Source organism: Sulfitobacter noctilucae (assembly GCF_000622365.1).
In the GTDB taxonomy this organism is placed as follows: Bacteria; Pseudomonadota; Alphaproteobacteria; order Rhodobacterales; family Rhodobacteraceae; genus Sulfitobacter; species Sulfitobacter noctilucae.
In genome coordinates this window covers 42,915-59,617 of the sequence record NZ_JASC01000005.1, presented here as the reverse complement: position 1 = coordinate 59,617, position 16,703 = coordinate 42,915, and the positions used below count along the sequence as shown (strand labels likewise).

At 57.8% G+C, this 16,703-nt stretch carries 17 protein-coding genes; 13 read left to right on the top strand and 4 right to left on the bottom strand.

Annotated features, from left to right (window positions below; genetic code table 11):
• The first annotated feature begins 60 nt into the window (after positions 1 to 60).
• From Z945_RS0105410 to Z945_RS0105375, 9 genes are all read left to right on the top strand, one after another.
• Positions 61 to 3,162 carry a formate dehydrogenase subunit alpha gene (locus Z945_RS0105410; RefSeq protein WP_025051094.1) on the top strand — a complete coding sequence of 1,034 codons (3,102 nt, stop codon included), beginning with the start codon at positions 61 to 63 and terminating at the stop codon, positions 3,160 to 3,162.
• A gap of 12 nt (positions 3,163 to 3,174) precedes the next feature.
• Positions 3,175 to 3,768 carry a formate dehydrogenase FDH3 subunit beta gene (fdh3B, locus tag Z945_RS0105405; RefSeq protein WP_025051093.1) on the top strand — a complete coding sequence of 198 codons (594 nt, stop codon included), beginning with the start codon at positions 3,175 to 3,177 and terminating at the stop codon, positions 3,766 to 3,768.
• Between the two features lie 85 nt (positions 3,769 to 3,853).
• On the top strand, positions 3,854 to 5,047 hold the full coding sequence (locus Z945_RS0105400) for a formate dehydrogenase subunit gamma (RefSeq protein WP_025051092.1): 1,194 nt from the start codon (positions 3,854 to 3,856) through the stop codon (positions 5,045 to 5,047).
• Positions 5,048 to 5,815, top strand: coding sequence for a WD40 repeat domain-containing protein (locus Z945_RS20995; protein WP_338152101.1), 768 nt, complete (start codon positions 5,048 to 5,050; stop codon positions 5,813 to 5,815).
• Between the two features lie 9 nt (positions 5,816 to 5,824).
• Positions 5,825 to 6,355 (top strand): c-type cytochrome, encoded by a 531-nt coding sequence (locus Z945_RS20990; protein WP_338152100.1) that lies wholly within the window; start codon positions 5,825 to 5,827, stop codon positions 6,353 to 6,355.
• A 1-nt stretch (position 6,356) separates the two neighbouring features.
• A complete protein-coding gene (locus Z945_RS20930; protein ID WP_277618913.1) occupies positions 6,357 to 6,485 on the top strand; it encodes a hypothetical protein in 129 nt (42 codons plus the stop codon).
• A 29-nt stretch (positions 6,486 to 6,514) separates the two neighbouring features.
• Complete coding sequence (locus Z945_RS0105385; RefSeq protein ID WP_025051091.1) at positions 6,515 to 7,219, top strand: ABC transporter permease; 705 nt, start codon at positions 6,515 to 6,517, stop codon at positions 7,217 to 7,219.
• Entirely contained in the window at positions 7,213 to 7,929 is a 717-nt protein-coding gene (locus tag Z945_RS0105380) for an ABC transporter ATP-binding protein (RefSeq protein ID WP_025051090.1), read from the top strand. The genes Z945_RS0105385 and Z945_RS0105380 overlap by 7 nt, the downstream gene beginning before the upstream one ends.
• Positions 7,926 to 8,729 (top strand): ABC transporter substrate-binding protein, encoded by an 804-nt coding sequence (locus Z945_RS0105375; RefSeq protein WP_025051089.1) that lies wholly within the window; start codon positions 7,926 to 7,928, stop codon positions 8,727 to 8,729. Before Z945_RS0105380 ends, Z945_RS0105375 begins: the two co-directional genes overlap by 4 nt.
• A 275-nt stretch (positions 8,730 to 9,004) precedes the next feature.
• Here the strand turns inward: Z945_RS0105375 and hemC are convergent, their stop codons facing one another.
• The gene (hemC, locus tag Z945_RS0105370) at positions 9,005 to 9,952 is read right to left on the bottom strand and encodes a hydroxymethylbilane synthase (protein WP_025051088.1); all 948 of its coding nucleotides are present in this window, start codon (positions 9,950 to 9,952) and stop codon (positions 9,005 to 9,007) included.
• A 102-nt stretch (positions 9,953 to 10,054) separates the two neighbouring features.
• Between hemC and hemE the strand changes: the two genes are divergently transcribed.
• Positions 10,055 to 11,089 (top strand): uroporphyrinogen decarboxylase, encoded by a 1,035-nt coding sequence (gene hemE, locus Z945_RS0105365; protein ID WP_025051087.1) that lies wholly within the window; start codon positions 10,055 to 10,057, stop codon positions 11,087 to 11,089.
• A gap of 6 nt (positions 11,090 to 11,095) precedes the next feature.
• Here the strand turns inward: hemE and Z945_RS0105360 are convergent, their stop codons facing one another.
• Positions 11,096 to 11,773, bottom strand: coding sequence for a hypothetical protein (locus Z945_RS0105360; RefSeq protein WP_025051086.1), 678 nt, complete (start codon positions 11,771 to 11,773; stop codon positions 11,096 to 11,098).
• 511 nt (positions 11,774 to 12,284) lie between these two features.
• Between Z945_RS0105360 and Z945_RS0105355 the strand changes: the two genes are divergently transcribed.
• Complete coding sequence (locus tag Z945_RS0105355; protein ID WP_025051085.1) at positions 12,285 to 13,589, top strand: AAA family ATPase; 1,305 nt, start codon at positions 12,285 to 12,287, stop codon at positions 13,587 to 13,589.
• Positions 13,586 to 14,662: a ParB N-terminal domain-containing protein gene (locus Z945_RS0105350; protein WP_025051084.1), complete on the top strand. Its 1,077-nt coding sequence runs from the start codon at positions 13,586 to 13,588 to the stop codon at positions 14,660 to 14,662. The genes Z945_RS0105355 and Z945_RS0105350 overlap by 4 nt, the downstream gene beginning before the upstream one ends.
• Before the next feature lie 621 nt (positions 14,663 to 15,283).
• On the opposite strand, the gene idi is transcribed toward Z945_RS0105350, so the two are convergent.
• Together idi and Z945_RS20585 are read right to left on the bottom strand one after the other, a co-directional pair.
• A complete protein-coding gene (idi, locus tag Z945_RS0105345) occupies positions 15,284 to 15,826 on the bottom strand; it encodes an isopentenyl-diphosphate Delta-isomerase (RefSeq protein WP_025051083.1) in 543 nt (180 codons plus the stop codon).
• Between the two features lie 12 nt (positions 15,827 to 15,838).
• Entirely contained in the window at positions 15,839 to 15,988 is a 150-nt protein-coding gene (locus tag Z945_RS20585; protein ID WP_161634075.1) for a hypothetical protein, read from the bottom strand.
• A 157-nt stretch (positions 15,989 to 16,145) separates the two neighbouring features.
• On the opposite strand from Z945_RS20585, the gene Z945_RS0105335 reads away from it, so the two are divergent.
• Positions 16,146 to 16,610, top strand: a complete 465-nt coding sequence (locus Z945_RS0105335) for a c-type cytochrome (protein WP_025051081.1) — start codon at positions 16,146 to 16,148, stop codon at positions 16,608 to 16,610.
• Positions 16,611 to 16,703: the final 93 nt, after the last annotated feature.

Sequence of the window (16,703 nt, the reverse complement as noted above, 5' to 3'; positions counted from 1 at the left end):
TAAACATCCTGGCGACTGGTTGCGTGACGCCCGACTGTCAGGATCAAGGGAGGAAGACACATGCTGAAGAAAAAAACCAACGGGGTTGCGCGACGCCCCCAGCGGACAGGCATTCTATCAGACATCGCGGAGAAATCCGTAGACCGCCGCAGTTTCCTGCGCGGATCCGGCCTGGCCATTGGAGGCCTTGCTGCAATTTCCGCCACAGGCGGCACGGTGACGCAAGCACAGGCGGCGGCTACTGCCACCGGCGCGGTTGAGACGATCAAATCCGTCTGCACCCACTGCTCGGTCGGCTGTACCGTTATCGCAGAGGTGGCCAATGGCGTCTGGACAGGGCAGGAGCCCGGTTGGGACAGCCCGTTCAACCTTGGTGCCCATTGTGCCAAAGGGGCCGCTGTGCGCGAGCATGCCCACGGCGAGCGCCGCCTCAAGTACCCGATGAAAAAAGAGGGTGGTGAATGGAAGCGCATCTCATGGGAGCAGGCGATCGACGAGATCGGCGACGGCATGATGAACATCCGCGAAGAGAGCGGACCGGATTCAGTCTATTGGCTGGGCAGCGCCAAACATAACAACGAACAGGCCTATCTCTTCCGCAAGTTCGCCGCCTATTGGGGCACGAACAATGTGGACCACCAGGCGCGTATCTGTCACTCGACCACAGTTGCCGGTGTTGCGAACACCTGGGGCTATGGCGCGATGACCAACAGCTACAACGACATCCACAATTCCAAAGCGATCTTTATCATCGGTGGCAACCCTGCCGAGGCGCATCCCGTTTCGCTGTTGCACCTGCTGAAAGCCAAGGAACAGAACAACGCGCCAGTGATCGTATGTGACCCGCGCTTCACCCGCACGGCGGCCCATGCTGATGAGTATGTGCGCTTCCGTCCCGGCACCGATGTGGCGCTGGTCTGGGGTATTTTGTGGCACATCTTTGACAACGGGTGGGAAGACAAGGAATTCATCCGCACCCGCGTCTGGGGCATGGACCAGATCCAGGAAGAAGTCGCCCGCTGGACTCCAGAAGAAGTCGAGCGCGTCACAGGCGCACCTGCCTCGCAGCTCAAGCGCGTTGCCCGCACAATGGCCAACAACCGCCCGGGCACCGTGATTTGGTGCATGGGTGGCACGCAGCATACGAACGGCAACAACAACACGCGCGCGTACTGCGTGCTTCAGCTGGCGCTTGGCAACATGGGCACATCGGGCGGTGGTACAAACATCTTCCGTGGTCACGATAACGTGCAGGGGGCAACCGACCTAGGCGTTCTGTCGCACACGCTGCCGGGCTATTATGGCCTGTCCGCTGGTGCATGGGCGCACTGGGGCCGCGTTTGGGAAGAAGATGCCGACTGGCTCAAGAACCAGTTTGCGACGACCAAAAACGCGGACGGCAAAGACAAGTCGTTGCAGAACCTCACCGGCATCCCGGTCAGCCGCTGGATTGACGGCGTGTTGGAAGACCCTGACAACATGGACAACCCCAACAAGGTGCGTGCCATGGTGCTATGGGGCCACGCGCCAAACTCGCAGACCCGCCAGAAGGAGATGAAGACCGCGATGGAGCAATTGGATATGCTGGTCGTCATCGACCCCTATCCAACGGTCTCTGCCGTTCTGCATGACCGCACGGATGGCGTTTACCTGCTGCCGGCCTGTACCCAGTTTGAAACGCGTGGCTCGGTCACCGCGTCAAACCGGTCGATCCAGTGGCGCGACAAGGTGGTTGATCCACTGTTCGAAAGCCTGCCGGACGAGGTCATCATGGCCAAGTTCGCCAATAAGTTCGGCTGGGCGGACCGTCTGTTCCGCAACATCGAAATGGATGACGAAGAAACCCCGAACGTTGAAAGCATCACGCGCGAGTTCAACAAAGGCATGTGGACGGTCGGCTATACGGGTCAAAGCCCGGAGCGGATCAAAAAACACATGGCCAACCAGCATACCTTTGACCGCACAACATTGCAGGCCGTTGGCGGGCCAGCGGATGGCGATTATTACGGGATGCCGTGGCCCTGCTGGGGTACGCCCGAGATGAACCACCCCGGCACCCCGAACCTCTATGACATGTCCAAACGTGTCTCCGAGGGGGGTCTGACGTTCCGTGCCCGCTTTGGGGTGGAACGCGACGGTGATAACCTGTTGGCCGAAGGGGTCTATAGCCTTGGGTCGGACATTCAAGATGGCTATCCCGAGTTCACCTATCAGATGCTTGTCGATCTCGGCTGGGACAGCGAATTGACCGACGAAGAACGCCGGGCGATGGGCCGTGTGGTCGGAATGGAAGGGCTGGATGACGCTTCCGTTGGCAATCAGGACGATGGCGAGGAAGCATCCAACGCCAGCACCGAAGAGGGCCAGACGGACGAGGTGCAGGATACTGCGGAAGCACAAAACCTCTCCGAACCGTCCGGCGAACAGGGCGCGGCCGAGGAAGTTGGCGAAGCTTCCATGTCGCCGTTCCCGTCGGACTACAACGAAAAGGTCGCTGCCGTGAACTGGAAGACCGATCTGTCGGGCGGTATCCAACGTGTGGCGATTGCGCATGAATGTGCGCCCTTCGGGAACGCCAAGGCGCGTGCAGTGGTCTGGACTTTCCCTGATCCGGTACCGGTCCACCGCGAACCGCTCTACACCAACCGCCGCGATCTGGTGGAGGACTACCCAACATATGAGGACCGTAAGTTCTACCGCTTGCCGACCATGTATGCCTCGATCCAGAAGAACGACTTTTCGAAGGATTACCCGATGATCCTGACGTCCGGTCGTCTGGTCGAATACGAGGGGGGTGGTGACGAGACACGCTCGAACCCATGGTTGGCCGAGTTGCAGCAGGACATGTTCGTCGAGATCAACACACGCGACGCCAATAACCTTGGTGTGCGTGATGGCGAACAGGTCTGGGTCGAAGGTCCCGAAGGCGGCAAGGTCAAAGTGATGGCCATGGTGACTGAACGGGTTGGTGAAGGCGTGGCCTTTATGCCATTCCACTTCGGCGGTCATCTGGAAGGCGAGGACCTGAGGGGCAAATATCCTGATGGTGCCGATCCATATGTGTTGGGTGAAAGCACCAACACCGCTCAGACCTACGGCTACGATTCAGTCACGCAAATGCAAGAGACCAAAGCGACTCTTTGCAAAATCTCAGCAGCATAAGGAGAACAACCAATGGCAAGAGCAAAGTTTCTCGTCGACGCCGAACGCTGCATTGAATGCAACGCCTGCGTCACAGCCTGTAAGAACGAACACGAAGTGCCGTGGGGCATCAACCGCCGGAAAGTCGTCACGATCAATGACGGCTCACCGGGTGAACGGTCGATTTCCGTGGCCTGTATGCACTGTTCCGATGCGCCTTGTATGGCGGTCTGCCCCGTGGACTGCTTTTACCAGAACGAGGAAGGTGTGGTTCTCCACTCCAAGGACCTCTGCATCGGGTGCGGTTACTGCTTCTACGCGTGCCCCTTTGGCGCACCGCAGTTCCCACAGGCTGGTAACTTCGGGTCTCGCGGCAAGATGGACAAATGTACCTTCTGCGCCGGTGGCCCTGAGGAAACCCACTCCACCGCCGAGTTCGCCAAATACGGCCGCAACCGGATTGCGGAAGGCAAGCTGCCAATCTGCGCCGAGATGTGTTCCACCAAGGCGCTGTTGGCCGGTGACGGTGACGTTGTCTCGGGCATCTACCGCGAACGTGTGGTGGCCCGTGGTTTCGGCTCCGGCGCATGGGGCTGGGGTTCGGCCTACGGCCAGCGCGATGGCTAACTGTCCTTGACTGGACTTTTGAAAATCAGAGCGGCTCGTTGGTGGGCCGCTCTTTTTCGCTCATTTGAACGCTAAAGGATACACCATGCTGCGCACGCTGACGGCCCTGCTACTTTGCCTGTCGTTTGTCACCATTGCCCATGCACAATCGGCTGATGCACCGGCCCCGGATCGCTCCGCGACCGGTGGTGCACAAACGCTTGACGATATTCTAGCGCGGCAGCGCGGTGAAGTGGTTGCGGATGACTTGGGAACCGGCGCCACGGGCGACGATGTACCGAACGTGGGTCACTTGCAGCCGCTTGGCGGCGCATCCGACCCCGATCTTTGGCGGGCGCTGAAACACGGGACAGCTGATGTCACGGCGTCGAATAACGGTCCGGCGGCAACGACGCTGTTTCAGGATGGCGGCATGTGGTGGCTGGAGTTTCGCAAAGGGCCGCTTATCACCTACGGCAGCTTGCTGTTGGGCGGCACGATATTGCTGTTGCTGGTCTTCTATCTGATCCGTGGCCGCATCCGCATTGATGGTACAAAGACAGGCCGCAAGATCGAGCGGTTCAAAGCCGTAGAGCGTTTTGGCCACTGGCTTTTGTCGGGGTCCTTTATCCTGCTGGGCTTAACCGGCCTGGTTACGCTGATGGGACGCAAGGTGATCATTCCTACATTCGGGCATGAAGCCTTTGCCGCACTGGCTGCACCATCAAAGTGGATTCACAACAACGTCTCCTGGGCGTTCATGATCGCACTGGTGATGGTTTTTGTAATGTGGGTGTATCACAACCTGCCGCATCGCTCTGACATCAATTGGCTGCTAAAAGGCGGTGGAATCTTCTCGAAGGGGCATCCACCCGCCAAGAAATTCAACGCGGGCCAAAAGCTGATCTTCTGGTCGGTTATTGTGTTAGGCACATCCATCTCGGTCTCTGGCCTAGCCTTGCTGTTCCCGTTCGAGATCAACCTGTTCGGTGCCACCTTTGACAAGCTCAACAGCTGGGGCATCTCTGGCGCAATGGGTCTGGGTGAACTGCCCGCAACGCTCGCTCCGCATGAGGAAATGCAATACGCACAGTTGTGGCACGCCATCGTCAGCTTTGTGCTGATGGCGATCATTCTTGCACATATCTACATCGGTACTTTGGGTATGGAAGGTGCCTATGATGCGATGGGCAGCGGCGAAGTCGAAGAGCAATGGGCGCGCGAGCATCACTCGCTTTGGGTTGAGGAGGTCGAAGCCAAGGCAAAGACCCCCACCGAAAGCGCCACCCCTGCTGAATAGATGTGGCGCACCGCAGCCATAGTAGCTTGCCTCGCGGCACCTTTGGCTGCGCAGGACTTCTATACGCTTAAGGGCCATGGCGGGCCGATCATGGACATCGCGGTGGGTCCCTCCGGCCAGATTGCCACCGCCAGTTTTGACAACTCGGTCGGGCTGTGGGACGGCCTCGCTCCTATCTGGCGCGAGGGGCATCGCGCCGCCGTTACCACGGTCTCCTATGATGAAAGCGGCACGATCCTGTCAGGTGGCGATGATTTCCGCGTTCTACTGTGGCAGCCCGCGCAGGCTGAGCCACTAGAAGTCACGGAGCATCTGGGCAAAGTCAGCGACATTGCCATGCACCCCAAAGGCGACGTCATCGCGAGTGCAGGCTGGGACGGTTTCATCAACCTCACCACGCTGCGAGAACCGCTGCAGACTACCGCTTTGCACCCTACGGTCATTGAAACGCAGATACTTAAAGGGCACCGGTCCAACGTGACTGCCGTGGCCTTTGCCCCCGCCGGGAATCTGTTTTCAGCATCTTCGGACGGCACTTTGCGGATTTGGGATGGCAACACATCTCGTACCTTGGTCAAGCACGGTTTTGGCATCAACAAGTTGATCGTGACCGATGAGTGGGTCGCCTACGGTGCCGTCGACGGGGGCACGCGGCTAGTAGACATAAATACCGGCACGGAAATCGCGGACTTTACCCTCGACCGCCGCCCGATCCTGTCGATGGCTTTTCACGCGCCAACGGCGCAACTCGCCGTCGGGGATGGATAAGGCTACATCATGGTTGTGGATACCAATGAAATGACCATCTCCCGCGACTTTCGCGCCACATTGAATGGTCCCATCTGGGCGCTGGCTTTTTCGCCGGACGGAAAGAACATTCACGCCGGCGGGATCGAAAACATTGTTTATTCCTGGCCTGTTGCAACATTGGATCAAAGCGAGGCTATGGCAGGCACACCCCGCAGCTTTCTTGAAAAGCCGGAGACGTTGAAGAACGGTGAACGTCAGTTCAAACGCAAATGCTCGATCTGCCATACCCTGACCGAAGGCAGTGCGCGCAAGGCGGGACCCAGTCTCTATGGGCTATTTGGACGGCGCGCTGGCACAGTTGCGGACTACACCTATTCCGATACGCTGGACGGGGCAGATATTATCTGGTCCTCAGATACCATAAACGCCCTGTTCGACCTTGGCCCTGACCACTATATTCCCGGGACCAAGATGCCGATGCAGCGGATTGCAAAGCAATCGGACCGGGACGATCTGATCGACTATTTGCGCACCAATACAGTGCAGAAAGAGAAATGACATGAAAGCCATGCTTGCGGCACTTACGGCCATCGTTGTGATCGCTGTCGGCTCGAACCTGATCCTGAACGAAGCCGGTTTCTCCAGCCAGGATCGCGGATCTGGTCCTTCCGTGCGCCTGGACGACTAAATTTGAAACCCGGGTAGGACAGTCTTTCCATGAATGACATCTGGGCCGGACTTTTGGCCGGTTTTCAGCTGGTGATTACACTCGATGCCGATCTGGTCGATATCACATTGCGCTCGCTGAAAGTCAGTCTTTCTGCCTTGGTGATCGCCTCGCTTATCGCGCTGCCGCTGGGGACCTGGCTGGCCATTCGCCGGTTCCGTTTTCGCCGGGCTGCGATTGCAACGTTGAACGCGCTGATGGGCCTGCCCCCAGTTGTCGTCGGGCTGATTGTCTATCTGCTCCTGTCGCGTTCTGGTCCGTTCGGCGTTCTGGGTCTTTTGTTCACCCCCACAGCGATGATCATCGCACAGGTCATCATCATCACGCCGCTTATCGCCTCGATCACCCATCAAGCGATGCGCGAGCTTTGGGCGGAATATCACGATCTGCTGATTTCCCTGAACACCACCAACCGGCAACGTGTCTTGACCCTGATCTGGGACGGGCGCCGGGCTTTGCTGACCGGGGCGCTTGCGGGGTTCGGGCGCGCGATCGGCGAAGTCGGTGCCATCATGATCGTTGGCGGAAACATCGACCATGCAACACGTGTCCTGACCACGGCCATCGCACTTGAAACCGGCAAAGGGGATTTTGCCTTGGCACTGGGTCTGGGCTTTGTACTGATTGCCTTGGCCATCCTTTTGAACTTTGCGATCCACACCTTGTCCCGCACCGAACGGCACGACACATGGTAGCCAAGCCCCCAAGCGTCGCCCTCAGAGATCTGCGCGTCAAAAAGCGTGGCAAGACGATTCTGGGGCCCCTCGATCTCGATCTTGAAGCCACGGGGTTCACCATCGTTCTGGGCCCGAATGGCGCGGGCAAAACAACTCTGTTGAAAGTGCTGCATGGTGTCGAACGCATTGCGACAGGCACCGTTTCATGGTCCATGCCCCGCAGTCGCATGGATCAGGAACAGGCCTATGTCTTTCAGCGCCCCATCATGCTGCGCCGCTCGGTCCGGCAAAATCTGGCGTATCCCCTGGCTTTGTTGGGACGGCCGAAATCCGAGATCGCGATTCAGGTGGAGCATTGGGCCGGGCGGGTCGGGCTGGGCAATTTGCTGGACCAACACGCGCCGCGCCTCTCAGGCGGCGAAAAGCAAAAGCTGGCCCTCGCACGCGCCCTTATCCGCGCCCCATCCGTGCTGTTTCTGGATGAGCCATGCGCAAATCTGGACGGACGTTCCACCCGCGAGATCGAGGCTGTGTTGCAAGCGGCCCATAGCGATGGTACCCGTATTATCATGACGACCCATGACCTTGGACAGGCGCGGCGCCTTGCCAACGACGTTATTTTTCTGTCCCAGGGCCAGTTACATGAACAGGGCGCTGCAGCGGACATATTCACAAATCCCGGTCAGCCAAAAACAAAAGCATTTCTTCAAGGAGATATCGTCGAATGACACGCGTTCTTGCAATTCTGTTTTGCCTTCTGGCGACCGGTTCCCTTGCCGAGCAATTGAAAGTGGCAGTTACCACAAGCTTTCACAATTCCGGTCTGTCGGACGTGCTGCTGCCGGCCATTGCCACCGACACCGGGCTTGAGGTTCAACTGCTCGTCGTGGGCACAGGCCAGGCGTTGCGCCTTGGTGAGGCGGGTGATGTGGACGCGATCCTTGTCCACTCGCGCAGCGCAGAGGACGCTTTCGTCGCAGAAGGATACGCCCCGCATCGCCGCGAAATCATGTACAATGATTTTGTCTTCATCGGGCCCAAGGATGATCCGGCAAAGGTCGGCACCGCCTCTGATGCCGTCACCGCGCTCCAGCGCATTGCAGAGGCCGAAGCCAATTTCGTCAGCCGCGGGGACGACAGCGGCACCCACAAGAAAGAACGCGCCCTGTGGAACGAAGCCACGCTTGACCCGGACCAGTTTGCTGCATGGTACAAGGCGGTCGGCGCAGGCATGGGGGCCAGCCTGAACACCGCGGCAGGCTTTGACGCCTACATCCTGGCGGACCGTGCCAGCTGGCTCAATTTCGGCAACAAAGGCGACTTGGCTTTGTTGTTTTCCGGCGATCCTGTGCTCTTTAACCAATACGCCTACCTTCCGGTCGACCCAGCGCGTCACCCGCATGTAAAAGCGGAGGCAGCCCAAAAGCTTGAGGAGTGGCTAACCAGCAGTACCGCTCAGGCGTTGATCGATGGCTATACCATTGGTGGTGAGCCGCTGTTCGTGTTCAACGCGACACCAAAGGACTGAGCGATCAACGCTCGCTTTGGTACTAGGGTATCATCTGTTCAACCGCTGTACCTCCCTAGTTGGACCTATGGGGGCACGGCGCAGCTTTATCTCGTAATACTGATTATGTTATAAATGATGACTGGCTATCAATTAGCTTGATCATAGACCGCATAGCGACATCCGTGCCAAGGTCTGAGCCCAGAACGCCAGGGAACGAACATTTAGTTGGCTTTCCGCATCAAAGCAGCAATGCCCGCCTATCTGGCTGTGTTTGAAAACAAGTTGAGCGCTACCTAACCCCGCCAGTCGAAAAACCCGTCACCGGCCTGCGCCAGCATTTTGGCGGCCATTTCCGCCCCTGCGGCGGCACCGTCTTCGATCGTGCAACGTACCGCATCATCAATCGCTTCCGACCCGTCCGGGCGCAGTACTTCGCCGCGCAGATGAATATCGCCGTCCTCCAGCACAGCCAGTCCCGCAATCGGCGTCTCGCAAGAGCCATCCAAAGCGGCCAGAAACGCGCGTTCGGCTGCCAAACGCTGGCCTGTGGGTACATCATGGATCGCCATCAGCATTTCCGCTACGCGGGCGTCATCCATGCGGCGTTCGATTCCGATGGCCCCCTGTGCCACGGCGGGCAGCATGGTGTCGACTTCAATCGCCGTTTTCGGCACCTCGTCCATGTTCAGCCGGTTCAGACCCGCCATGGCAAGGAAAGTCGCCTCGGCCACGCCCTGCTCCAGCTTCATCAAACGGGTTTGCAAATTGCCGCGAAACTCGACGACCTCCAGATCGGGCCGCCTCAGTTTAAGCTGGGCTTTGCGGCGCAGGCTTGACGTACCAACCACCGTGCCTTCGGCCAGATCATCAAGGCTTTTGACGCGGGGCGAAATGAACGCATCGCGCACATCTTCGCGCGGCAGATACGTATCAAGGATCAGCCCATCGGGCTGCAAGGTCGGCATGTCCTTCATCGAGTGCACAGCGATGTCGATCTTGCCCGCCATCATGTCTTCTTCAATCTCGCGGGTGAACAGCCCTTTGCCGCCAATCTCTTTCAAGGGGCGGTCAATGATCTTGTCCCCTGTTGTTTTGATCACAACAATCGTAAAGGCTTCGAACGGCAAATCGAAGGCATGCGCCAGCCTTTTGCGGGTTTCATGGGCTTGCGCCAATGCCAGCGGAGAGCCACGGGTGCCGATGTTCAACGGGTTCTGCGGAGTGGGTAAATCCTTGATCATGTCTTTCCGTACAACTGCAAACTTCGCCTGACAAATCTTGTATCACCTTCGCTTAAAAAGCATGGTACCGCAAAAGACCAGTAGCCACGAAAGACAAGTTGAATGACCAAAGATAAAACGATCCTGCGTGCGCTCTCGGGCGAGACCCTGCCGACCCCTCCGATCTGGATGATGCGACAGGCGGGCCGTTATCTGCCCGAGTATAAAGCGACCCGCGCGCAGGCCGGCGATTTCCTGTCGCTGTGCTACAATCCTGAACTGGCGGCGGAGGTAACGTTTCAGCCTATCCGCCGCTACGGTTTTGATGCCGCCATTCTGTTTGCGGATATTCTGCTTATCCCTCAGGCGCTTGGCGCGGATTTGTGGTTTGTCACCGGCGAAGGTCCGCGCCTATCCACCATCACAACACAGGCCGAAGTTGACGCCCTGAAACCGGTTGAGGCCATTCACGATACGCTCAGCCCCATCTACGAGACGGTAAAAATTCTCTCAAAGGGATTGCCGTCAGAGACCACATTGATCGGCTTCGCAGGTGCCCCGTGGACCGTTGCCACCTATATGATCGCGGGCCAAGGCACGCCAGATCAAGGGCCAGCACATGCGCTCAAGGCCGAGAACCGGGCGGTGTTCGACGCCGTGATGGACCGGATCACCGAAGCCACGGTGCTGTACCTGTCCGAGCAGATCAAGGGGGGGGCCGAAGTGGTGAAGATCTTCGACAGCTGGGCCGGATCCCTGCAAGGCGCTGATTTCGATACCTATTCAATCAAGCCGATGCAGCGTATCACCTCCGAAATCCATGCCTTGCATCCCGGCGTGCCTGTCATCGCCTTTCCGCGCGGTGCCGGTGAACGCTATGCCGGTGCGCATCAGGCCATCGGGGCTGACTGTATTGCCATCGACGATGGCGTCAGCGCGGAGTGGGCCGCCAAGAATGTGCAGATCGATGGGTGTGTGCAGGGTAACCTCAAATCCTCTCACATGGTGACGGGCGGCGATGCCCTGGTATCTGAAACCCGCCAGATCGTTGACGCGCTGTCGGGCGGGCCGCATATTTTCAATCTTGGCCACGGGATCACGCCCGACGCGGATCCTGAAAATGTGCAACTGATGATCGACACCGTGCGCGGCAACTGATCGACCCTATCCCACGATTTCGATGGCGGTCACATCGCCATCAACCTCGCGGCAGGCACGCAGCAAAACAGGCTCTAGATGGGTTTGGACATATGCCGCATGAAAGCGGCTGGGGGCTGTAAGGGTGACACGCCCCCCTGCCCTGCCCGTCCGTCGCAAGGCCTGGATCCAGGCGGCAAAACGACCCGCATCCTCGGCATACAGAACAGCGCGCGCCAGCCCCCACTCGGTTGCCGTATCTATCTCCGGTGGCGTTACCGTGCCTTTGACCGGAAATGGCACGACAGTCTCGGCAGACGGCCCTTCAAGACGAACAACAAAATCGGGTCCGACCTCTGGCCAGATGTTCTTGGTCGCATCCAGCATCACGGTCGTCTGAAAGCTGTAGGTTGTCACACGCCCCCGTGCGCCCTGCCGCTTGACCACGAGCCACCCCAACGCCCGCAGCTTGGCCAATTCACGTTTCACGGTCCGTTCGTTGCACGACCACAGTCGCGCGATTTCGCGCTGGCCCATCGACAGCTCGTCCCGCGCCCAATTGTACCGGGCCGTCATCAAAATGATGAGCCGGAGGATAAGACGTTGATCATGTTTGCCCAAGGACAGCGCATGTGCCCCAAGAGCCGTAATCAAATCGTATTTGCGCGTCGAAGCCCCCGGCCCGACTGGTTTTGTCTGGAGCATTTATGTGCCCTGCTCTTTGCAGCCTGAGGAACGCCAAGCCACTTCACCTCGGTATCCGAACTCTCCGGTTCGGTTCGGCCTTAGCACCAACTCAACGCTTTTGCTGACCGTGCCCTGATTTGCGTCCAAAGCGACGATTCTGTCAAGGATTAGCTTTCGCTTATCGCCGAAGTACCCTGAAATTCAAAAAGAATATCTTGGTATATAGGTATAGAGGGACATCTTGGCTGACCCCTAGTTAGAGACTTATGTCCCCTAATAGGGTCTGCTCGAAATATTCATGTCACCTCAATTTCGGTCCTCGGCGGTCGTGGGCGGGTGCAGCATGCGATTCGCGTGTGCGTATAGGAAAAGCATCTTTCTACTATATAACGGGATTTACAAATTTAACAAACTCGGCGTAAATCAAGAAGTGCGGTGAATTTGCGTCCTGAAGTGCATATCGCCGCCCTCAAGGCGCTGTCCCCGCGGGGACAGTCGAAGAAAAGTAAGTAATAAGAGGCATTTGAGCATGTTCACCCATCAAGATCTTGCGAAGCTGCAGGCGCAGTCGCTTAAAATGCAGGGGTTCATCCGCCAGCAGACATTTTCGCCCGAGAACGAAAAGACCCTGCGCCGGTTTTCAAGCTGGGAGGTGGCGGAGCTGATCTTCAAGGTAAATCAGTCTACGCTTCGCGGGCGACTGGCTGCGGATCCATCTTTGCCACAAGGACTTACCGAAGAAGATGGACGCCAGCATTGGTACACACTCGAAGAGATCAACGAGATGCGTCGCCGTTTGAAGGTCAAACGCAAATCCCTCATGCCAGAACGGCCGGCAGGAAAGCGGGCAATTCGCGCGGCTATCGCCAACTTCAAGGGCGGGGCTGGGAAATCCACCGTTGCGCTACACTTTGCGCATGCCGCGGCATTGGATGGCTACCGGGTGTTGGTGGTTGATTTTGACCCTCAAGCCACGCTGAGCCATTCGATGGGCCTGAACGACGTCAGCGAAGAATACACCGTCTGGGGTGTCATGGCGCGGGATCTGATCCGTGAGACCGAGCGGATGAATGCAGCCACACGCGGTGCAGAGAGCGGAGCCGCCCTGCCCCAACGCAAACTGCCTTCGGCCATTACCGAGATGGGCCTGAATGAGCTGCGGGTCACCGACTTCATCAAGCCAACCAATTGGCCCACTATTGACGCCCTGCCCTCTTGCGCCAACGCGGCTTTCGTCGAATTCGCAAGCGCCCAGTACCGGCACCTGAACCCGGAATGGTCGTTCTTTGCGGCTGTGTCGCGGTTCCTGGATGGGCTGCCGAATGACGCCTACGACCTTGTGCTTTTCGATTGTCCGCCTGCGATCGGTTATCAATCCATGAATGCAGTCTTTGCGGCGGATGTGCTCTATATCCCTTCGGGCCCCGGATATTGGGAATACGATTCCACGACGTCCTTCATCGGACAACTGTCCGAGGCATTGGAAGACCTCGAGCGGTTCGGCGGATCTGTCCCCGCGGGGACGCTGCGGTTGCCCAAGGTGTTTGCGGATGTGCGGTTCTTGCTGACCCGTTTCGAATCCAACAACGATTTGCACCGCGCGATGCAGCAAGCTTTTGGCAAAGTGTTCGGCGACAGATTGGCAGAACATCCCATCGAAATGACCCGCGCAGTCGAGCAATCCGGGCGCTTTCTGAATTCAATTTATGAGACAGATTACCGCGATATGACCCGCGAGACCTGGCGGCGCGCGCGCGCGTCATTCGATCAGGCTTATGGCGAATTTAAGGGGCATCTTATCACTGCATGGGACAAGCTAGAGGATCAGGCATGAGCAAGAAAAAGCGCGGTTTTGACATTAACTTTGATGACGTCGCGGGCGAGGAACCTACACCTGTCCCCGCGGGGACAGAAGCCCGGCGCGGCCCGATGGCCGCCGCGATCACGGAAAATGCCGATGCCCTGAACGCCCGCCAAACGGCCGAGGCTGCAATCCGGGCGGAAAATGATGCGCTCGCACATGAGCATGTCAGGTTGAAGAAGGCCGGGCTGATCACCGATCTCATTCCGCTCGACGCGATCAGAACCGACAAGCTGACCCGTGACCGCGCACCGGGCCGCGATCCGGAAATTGACGAACTAAAGCAATCGATCCGCGACGTGGGCCTAAGCAATCCGATCAGGGTGGAGCAGGTCGGCGACACCTATGAACTGATCCAGGGGTTCCGACGCTTCACCGCCTATTCCGAACTGTTGGCCGAAACCGGTGACGAGAATTTCGCGCGCATCCCCGCAGGGATCAATGCGAAGGGTGAAAACCTGCTGCGGCTTTATCGGCAGATGGTCGACGAAAACCTTGTCAGGCGCGGTGTCTCATTCGGTGAAATGGCGCAGTTGGCGATCAATTATCGCAAACAAGCGGCAGAGGTCGAAGGCTACGATCACGCGGTAGAATTGCTTTTTGCCTCATCCGGCCGTCAAAAGCGCAGCTACATCAAGCATTTTGTCCGACTGCTTTCAGCCACCGAAGGGCAAATCACCCATGTGGATGCGATCCCACGCGCGCTTGGTTTGGCCGTGGTACGACGATTGGACGAGAACCCGGAAGGGCAGGGGGTGTTAAACCGGATGCTCGCCGCGATGCCGGACCGCGATGCGCAGCAAGAGCATGCCGTGCTGACCGACTTTGTATCACAAATGGCCGCGCCTGCTGCGAAGAAGGTGAAGCTTGCTCCAACAGCACGGGCCGCCAAAACCACATTCAGGCTGAGCCGGCCTGATGGGGATGCAAAGTGCACAGTCGCCGATGGTCGAATCGAGCTGCGGTTGGAACGCGACTTCTCCGGGATCGAGCGGAAGCGGCTGGAAAAGGCCGTCGCAGCGTTTTTAACCGAATTAGAAGCCTGACGCGATCTGTCCCCGCGGGGACAGAGCTTTATTGCTGTTTAATTTCAATACTTTGTGTCTCTTTCCGCCGAATAAAGGCCAGCATCCGAGCCAATCTACCCTTCAATTCTCTTATGACTGACTAAACACAGAAGTCCTAGCAAGTGCATCGGTGCGGGGAGGGAAACACGATATCTCCACAGGGACGCCGCCAGATCGTGTGGGCGGCTTTAATCTGGCTTGCAATGTTGTTCACTACCAAATTCGCACGGCAGCGGGTTAGCGTAGAATGATAAGGCTCCGGCCCATTCGAATGGCAGCCTTGGCAGGCTCTAGACCGGGTATTAGGCTCACAATAGTTCGGGTCCGCCGCCCGTTTGTAGCTTAGGCCGCTGGGGTGGGTGATAGGGCCCTATAAGGCGATGACAACGCAGAAGTCGACGGGCGGCGTATGTTGGTAATCCAAGGTAATGAGATGAGTATCGCACCGCCTGTTCGAGCGATGTCGAAATACCTGTCTTGTCTTTACAGATTAGCGCGCAAGGCGCGCGTTCGATCTTATCATTTTTCTTTGGGAAAAATGGGCGAGCCGCTATCTCGCGTTCTGCAGGATATAGGGCCAAACAGAGAAAGCGTTTGTGTTCAGGCGGTGCCGAGGATCATGTTGTGGTGCTTGTCGAGATAGATGCGCAGCCAGGGGGTGAATTTGTTAGGCGTTGCGGCGATCTCGGTGGCGAGGGTTGTGGGCGTGACCCAGCGCGTGTCCATCACCTCATCGGGGTTCGGGGCTAGTGGCATATCGTCGGCAGCCTGTGCCAGATAGACCTCGACAACTTCATGTTCCGTCAGACCATTGCCGACATCTGCGCGGTATTCGACCTGGCCGCGGTGGGTGAGTGTGACGCCGGTGATGCCAAGCTCTTCATCCACGCGGCGGTGGGCGCAAGCCAACGGGTTTTCGCCCCAGGCGGGGTGTGTGCAGCAGGTGTTCGCCCATAGGCCGGGCGTGTGATATTTGCCCAAGGCGCGGCGCTGGAGCAGGATTGCACCGTCGCGCACCACAAAGACCGACACCGCCAGATGGCGCAAGCCGCGTTGATGGGCAGCCAGCTTTTCCACCGGTGTGAGCACGCCTTCCACCCAGGCGGGGATCATGATGTCGGTGGGCTGCATGCTGCCGTCCATTGCAGGGATCTTTCAGGTGCGCGTTTCTGACACATGGCCAACGAGATGTACAAGGTTCTTGATGCTGATCATGAGGTTGGCCATGGACCAGGCTTTGACCCGTCTTAACAGTGCCGCGGGGACGGGCAGGGCGCGCGGGGTGATATGGGATAAAACTCTCATAGGGCAACCCTGGACTGACGTGTTGTTGTATTTGATAGGCGGGGCTGGGGAAATTGCCTTACGATCATGGGATACGAGATTCGTTTTGAGCAGACTTGGACTTGGCCGGAACCGCGCTAGGTTCGGATAGCGAGACCAGATAAATGGGAGACTGCAAATGAAGATATTGAGAACTGCCGCCGTAGGATTTGCATTGATGGCCGGCTCGGCGTTTGCTGATGGCCATGCAACAGGGGACGCCGCTGAAGGCGAAGGCGTCTTTTCAAAGTGCAAAGCCTGCCATGGCATCGTGAGTGCTGATGGTGATGTGATCGTCAAAGGGGGGCGTACCGGGCCGAACCTGTACGGGCTCCATACACGCGTTGCCGGTGGCGATGAAGATTTCGGTCGCAAGTACGGCGATGCACTTGTCGAAGCGGGTGAAAACGGTCTGGAGTGGAACGAAGCGAATTTTGTCAGCTACGTTGCTGATCCCCGTGCATTCCTGCGCGAGTACAATGACGACAAGCGTGCCCGCTCAAAAATGTCGTTCAAACTGGGCGACGAAACAGACGCTAAAAACGTCTGGGCCTATATCGTTTCGGTAGGTCCGGAAGTTGAAGCGGAAGACGTAACCAACTGACCCTGTCCAAACTGGATTTACTTGAATTTGGAACGGCGCTGGAATTTCAGCGCCGTTTTTTATTGATGAACACAAGTGTGCGACAGGCGGTCA

Excerpts from the sequence above, each read along its gene's own strand:
- Z945_RS0105410 (WP_025051094.1), top strand. The coding sequence starts at position 61 with ATGCTGAAGAAAAAAACCAACGGGGTTGCGCGACGCCCCCAGCGGACA.
- fdh3B (WP_025051093.1), top strand. The coding sequence starts at position 3,175 with ATGGCAAGAGCAAAGTTTCTCGTCGACGCCGAACGCTGCATTGAATGC.
- Z945_RS0105400 (WP_025051092.1), top strand. The coding sequence starts at position 3,854 with ATGCTGCGCACGCTGACGGCCCTGCTACTTTGCCTGTCGTTTGTCACC.
- Z945_RS20995 (WP_338152101.1), top strand. The coding sequence starts at position 5,048 with ATGTGGCGCACCGCAGCCATAGTAGCTTGCCTCGCGGCACCTTTGGCT.
- Z945_RS20990 (WP_338152100.1), top strand. The coding sequence starts at position 5,825 with ATGGTTGTGGATACCAATGAAATGACCATCTCCCGCGACTTTCGCGCC.
- Z945_RS20930 (WP_277618913.1), top strand. The coding sequence starts at position 6,357 with ATGAAAGCCATGCTTGCGGCACTTACGGCCATCGTTGTGATCGCTGTC.
- Z945_RS0105385 (WP_025051091.1), top strand. The coding sequence starts at position 6,515 with ATGAATGACATCTGGGCCGGACTTTTGGCCGGTTTTCAGCTGGTGATT.
- Z945_RS0105380 (WP_025051090.1), top strand. The coding sequence starts at position 7,213 with ATGGTAGCCAAGCCCCCAAGCGTCGCCCTCAGAGATCTGCGCGTCAAA.
- Z945_RS0105375 (WP_025051089.1), top strand. The coding sequence starts at position 7,926 with ATGACACGCGTTCTTGCAATTCTGTTTTGCCTTCTGGCGACCGGTTCC.
- hemC (WP_025051088.1), bottom strand. The coding sequence starts at position 9,952 with ATGATCAAGGATTTACCCACTCCGCAGAACCCGTTGAACATCGGCACC.
- hemE (WP_025051087.1), top strand. The coding sequence starts at position 10,055 with ATGACCAAAGATAAAACGATCCTGCGTGCGCTCTCGGGCGAGACCCTG.
- Z945_RS0105360 (WP_025051086.1), bottom strand. The coding sequence starts at position 11,773 with ATGCTCCAGACAAAACCAGTCGGGCCGGGGGCTTCGACGCGCAAATAC.
- Z945_RS0105355 (WP_025051085.1), top strand. The coding sequence starts at position 12,285 with ATGTTCACCCATCAAGATCTTGCGAAGCTGCAGGCGCAGTCGCTTAAA.
- Z945_RS0105350 (WP_025051084.1), top strand. The coding sequence starts at position 13,586 with ATGAGCAAGAAAAAGCGCGGTTTTGACATTAACTTTGATGACGTCGCG.
- idi (WP_025051083.1), bottom strand. The coding sequence starts at position 15,826 with ATGGACGGCAGCATGCAGCCCACCGACATCATGATCCCCGCCTGGGTG.
- Z945_RS20585 (WP_161634075.1), bottom strand. The coding sequence starts at position 15,988 with ATGAGAGTTTTATCCCATATCACCCCGCGCGCCCTGCCCGTCCCCGCG.
- Z945_RS0105335 (WP_025051081.1), top strand. The coding sequence starts at position 16,146 with ATGAAGATATTGAGAACTGCCGCCGTAGGATTTGCATTGATGGCCGGC.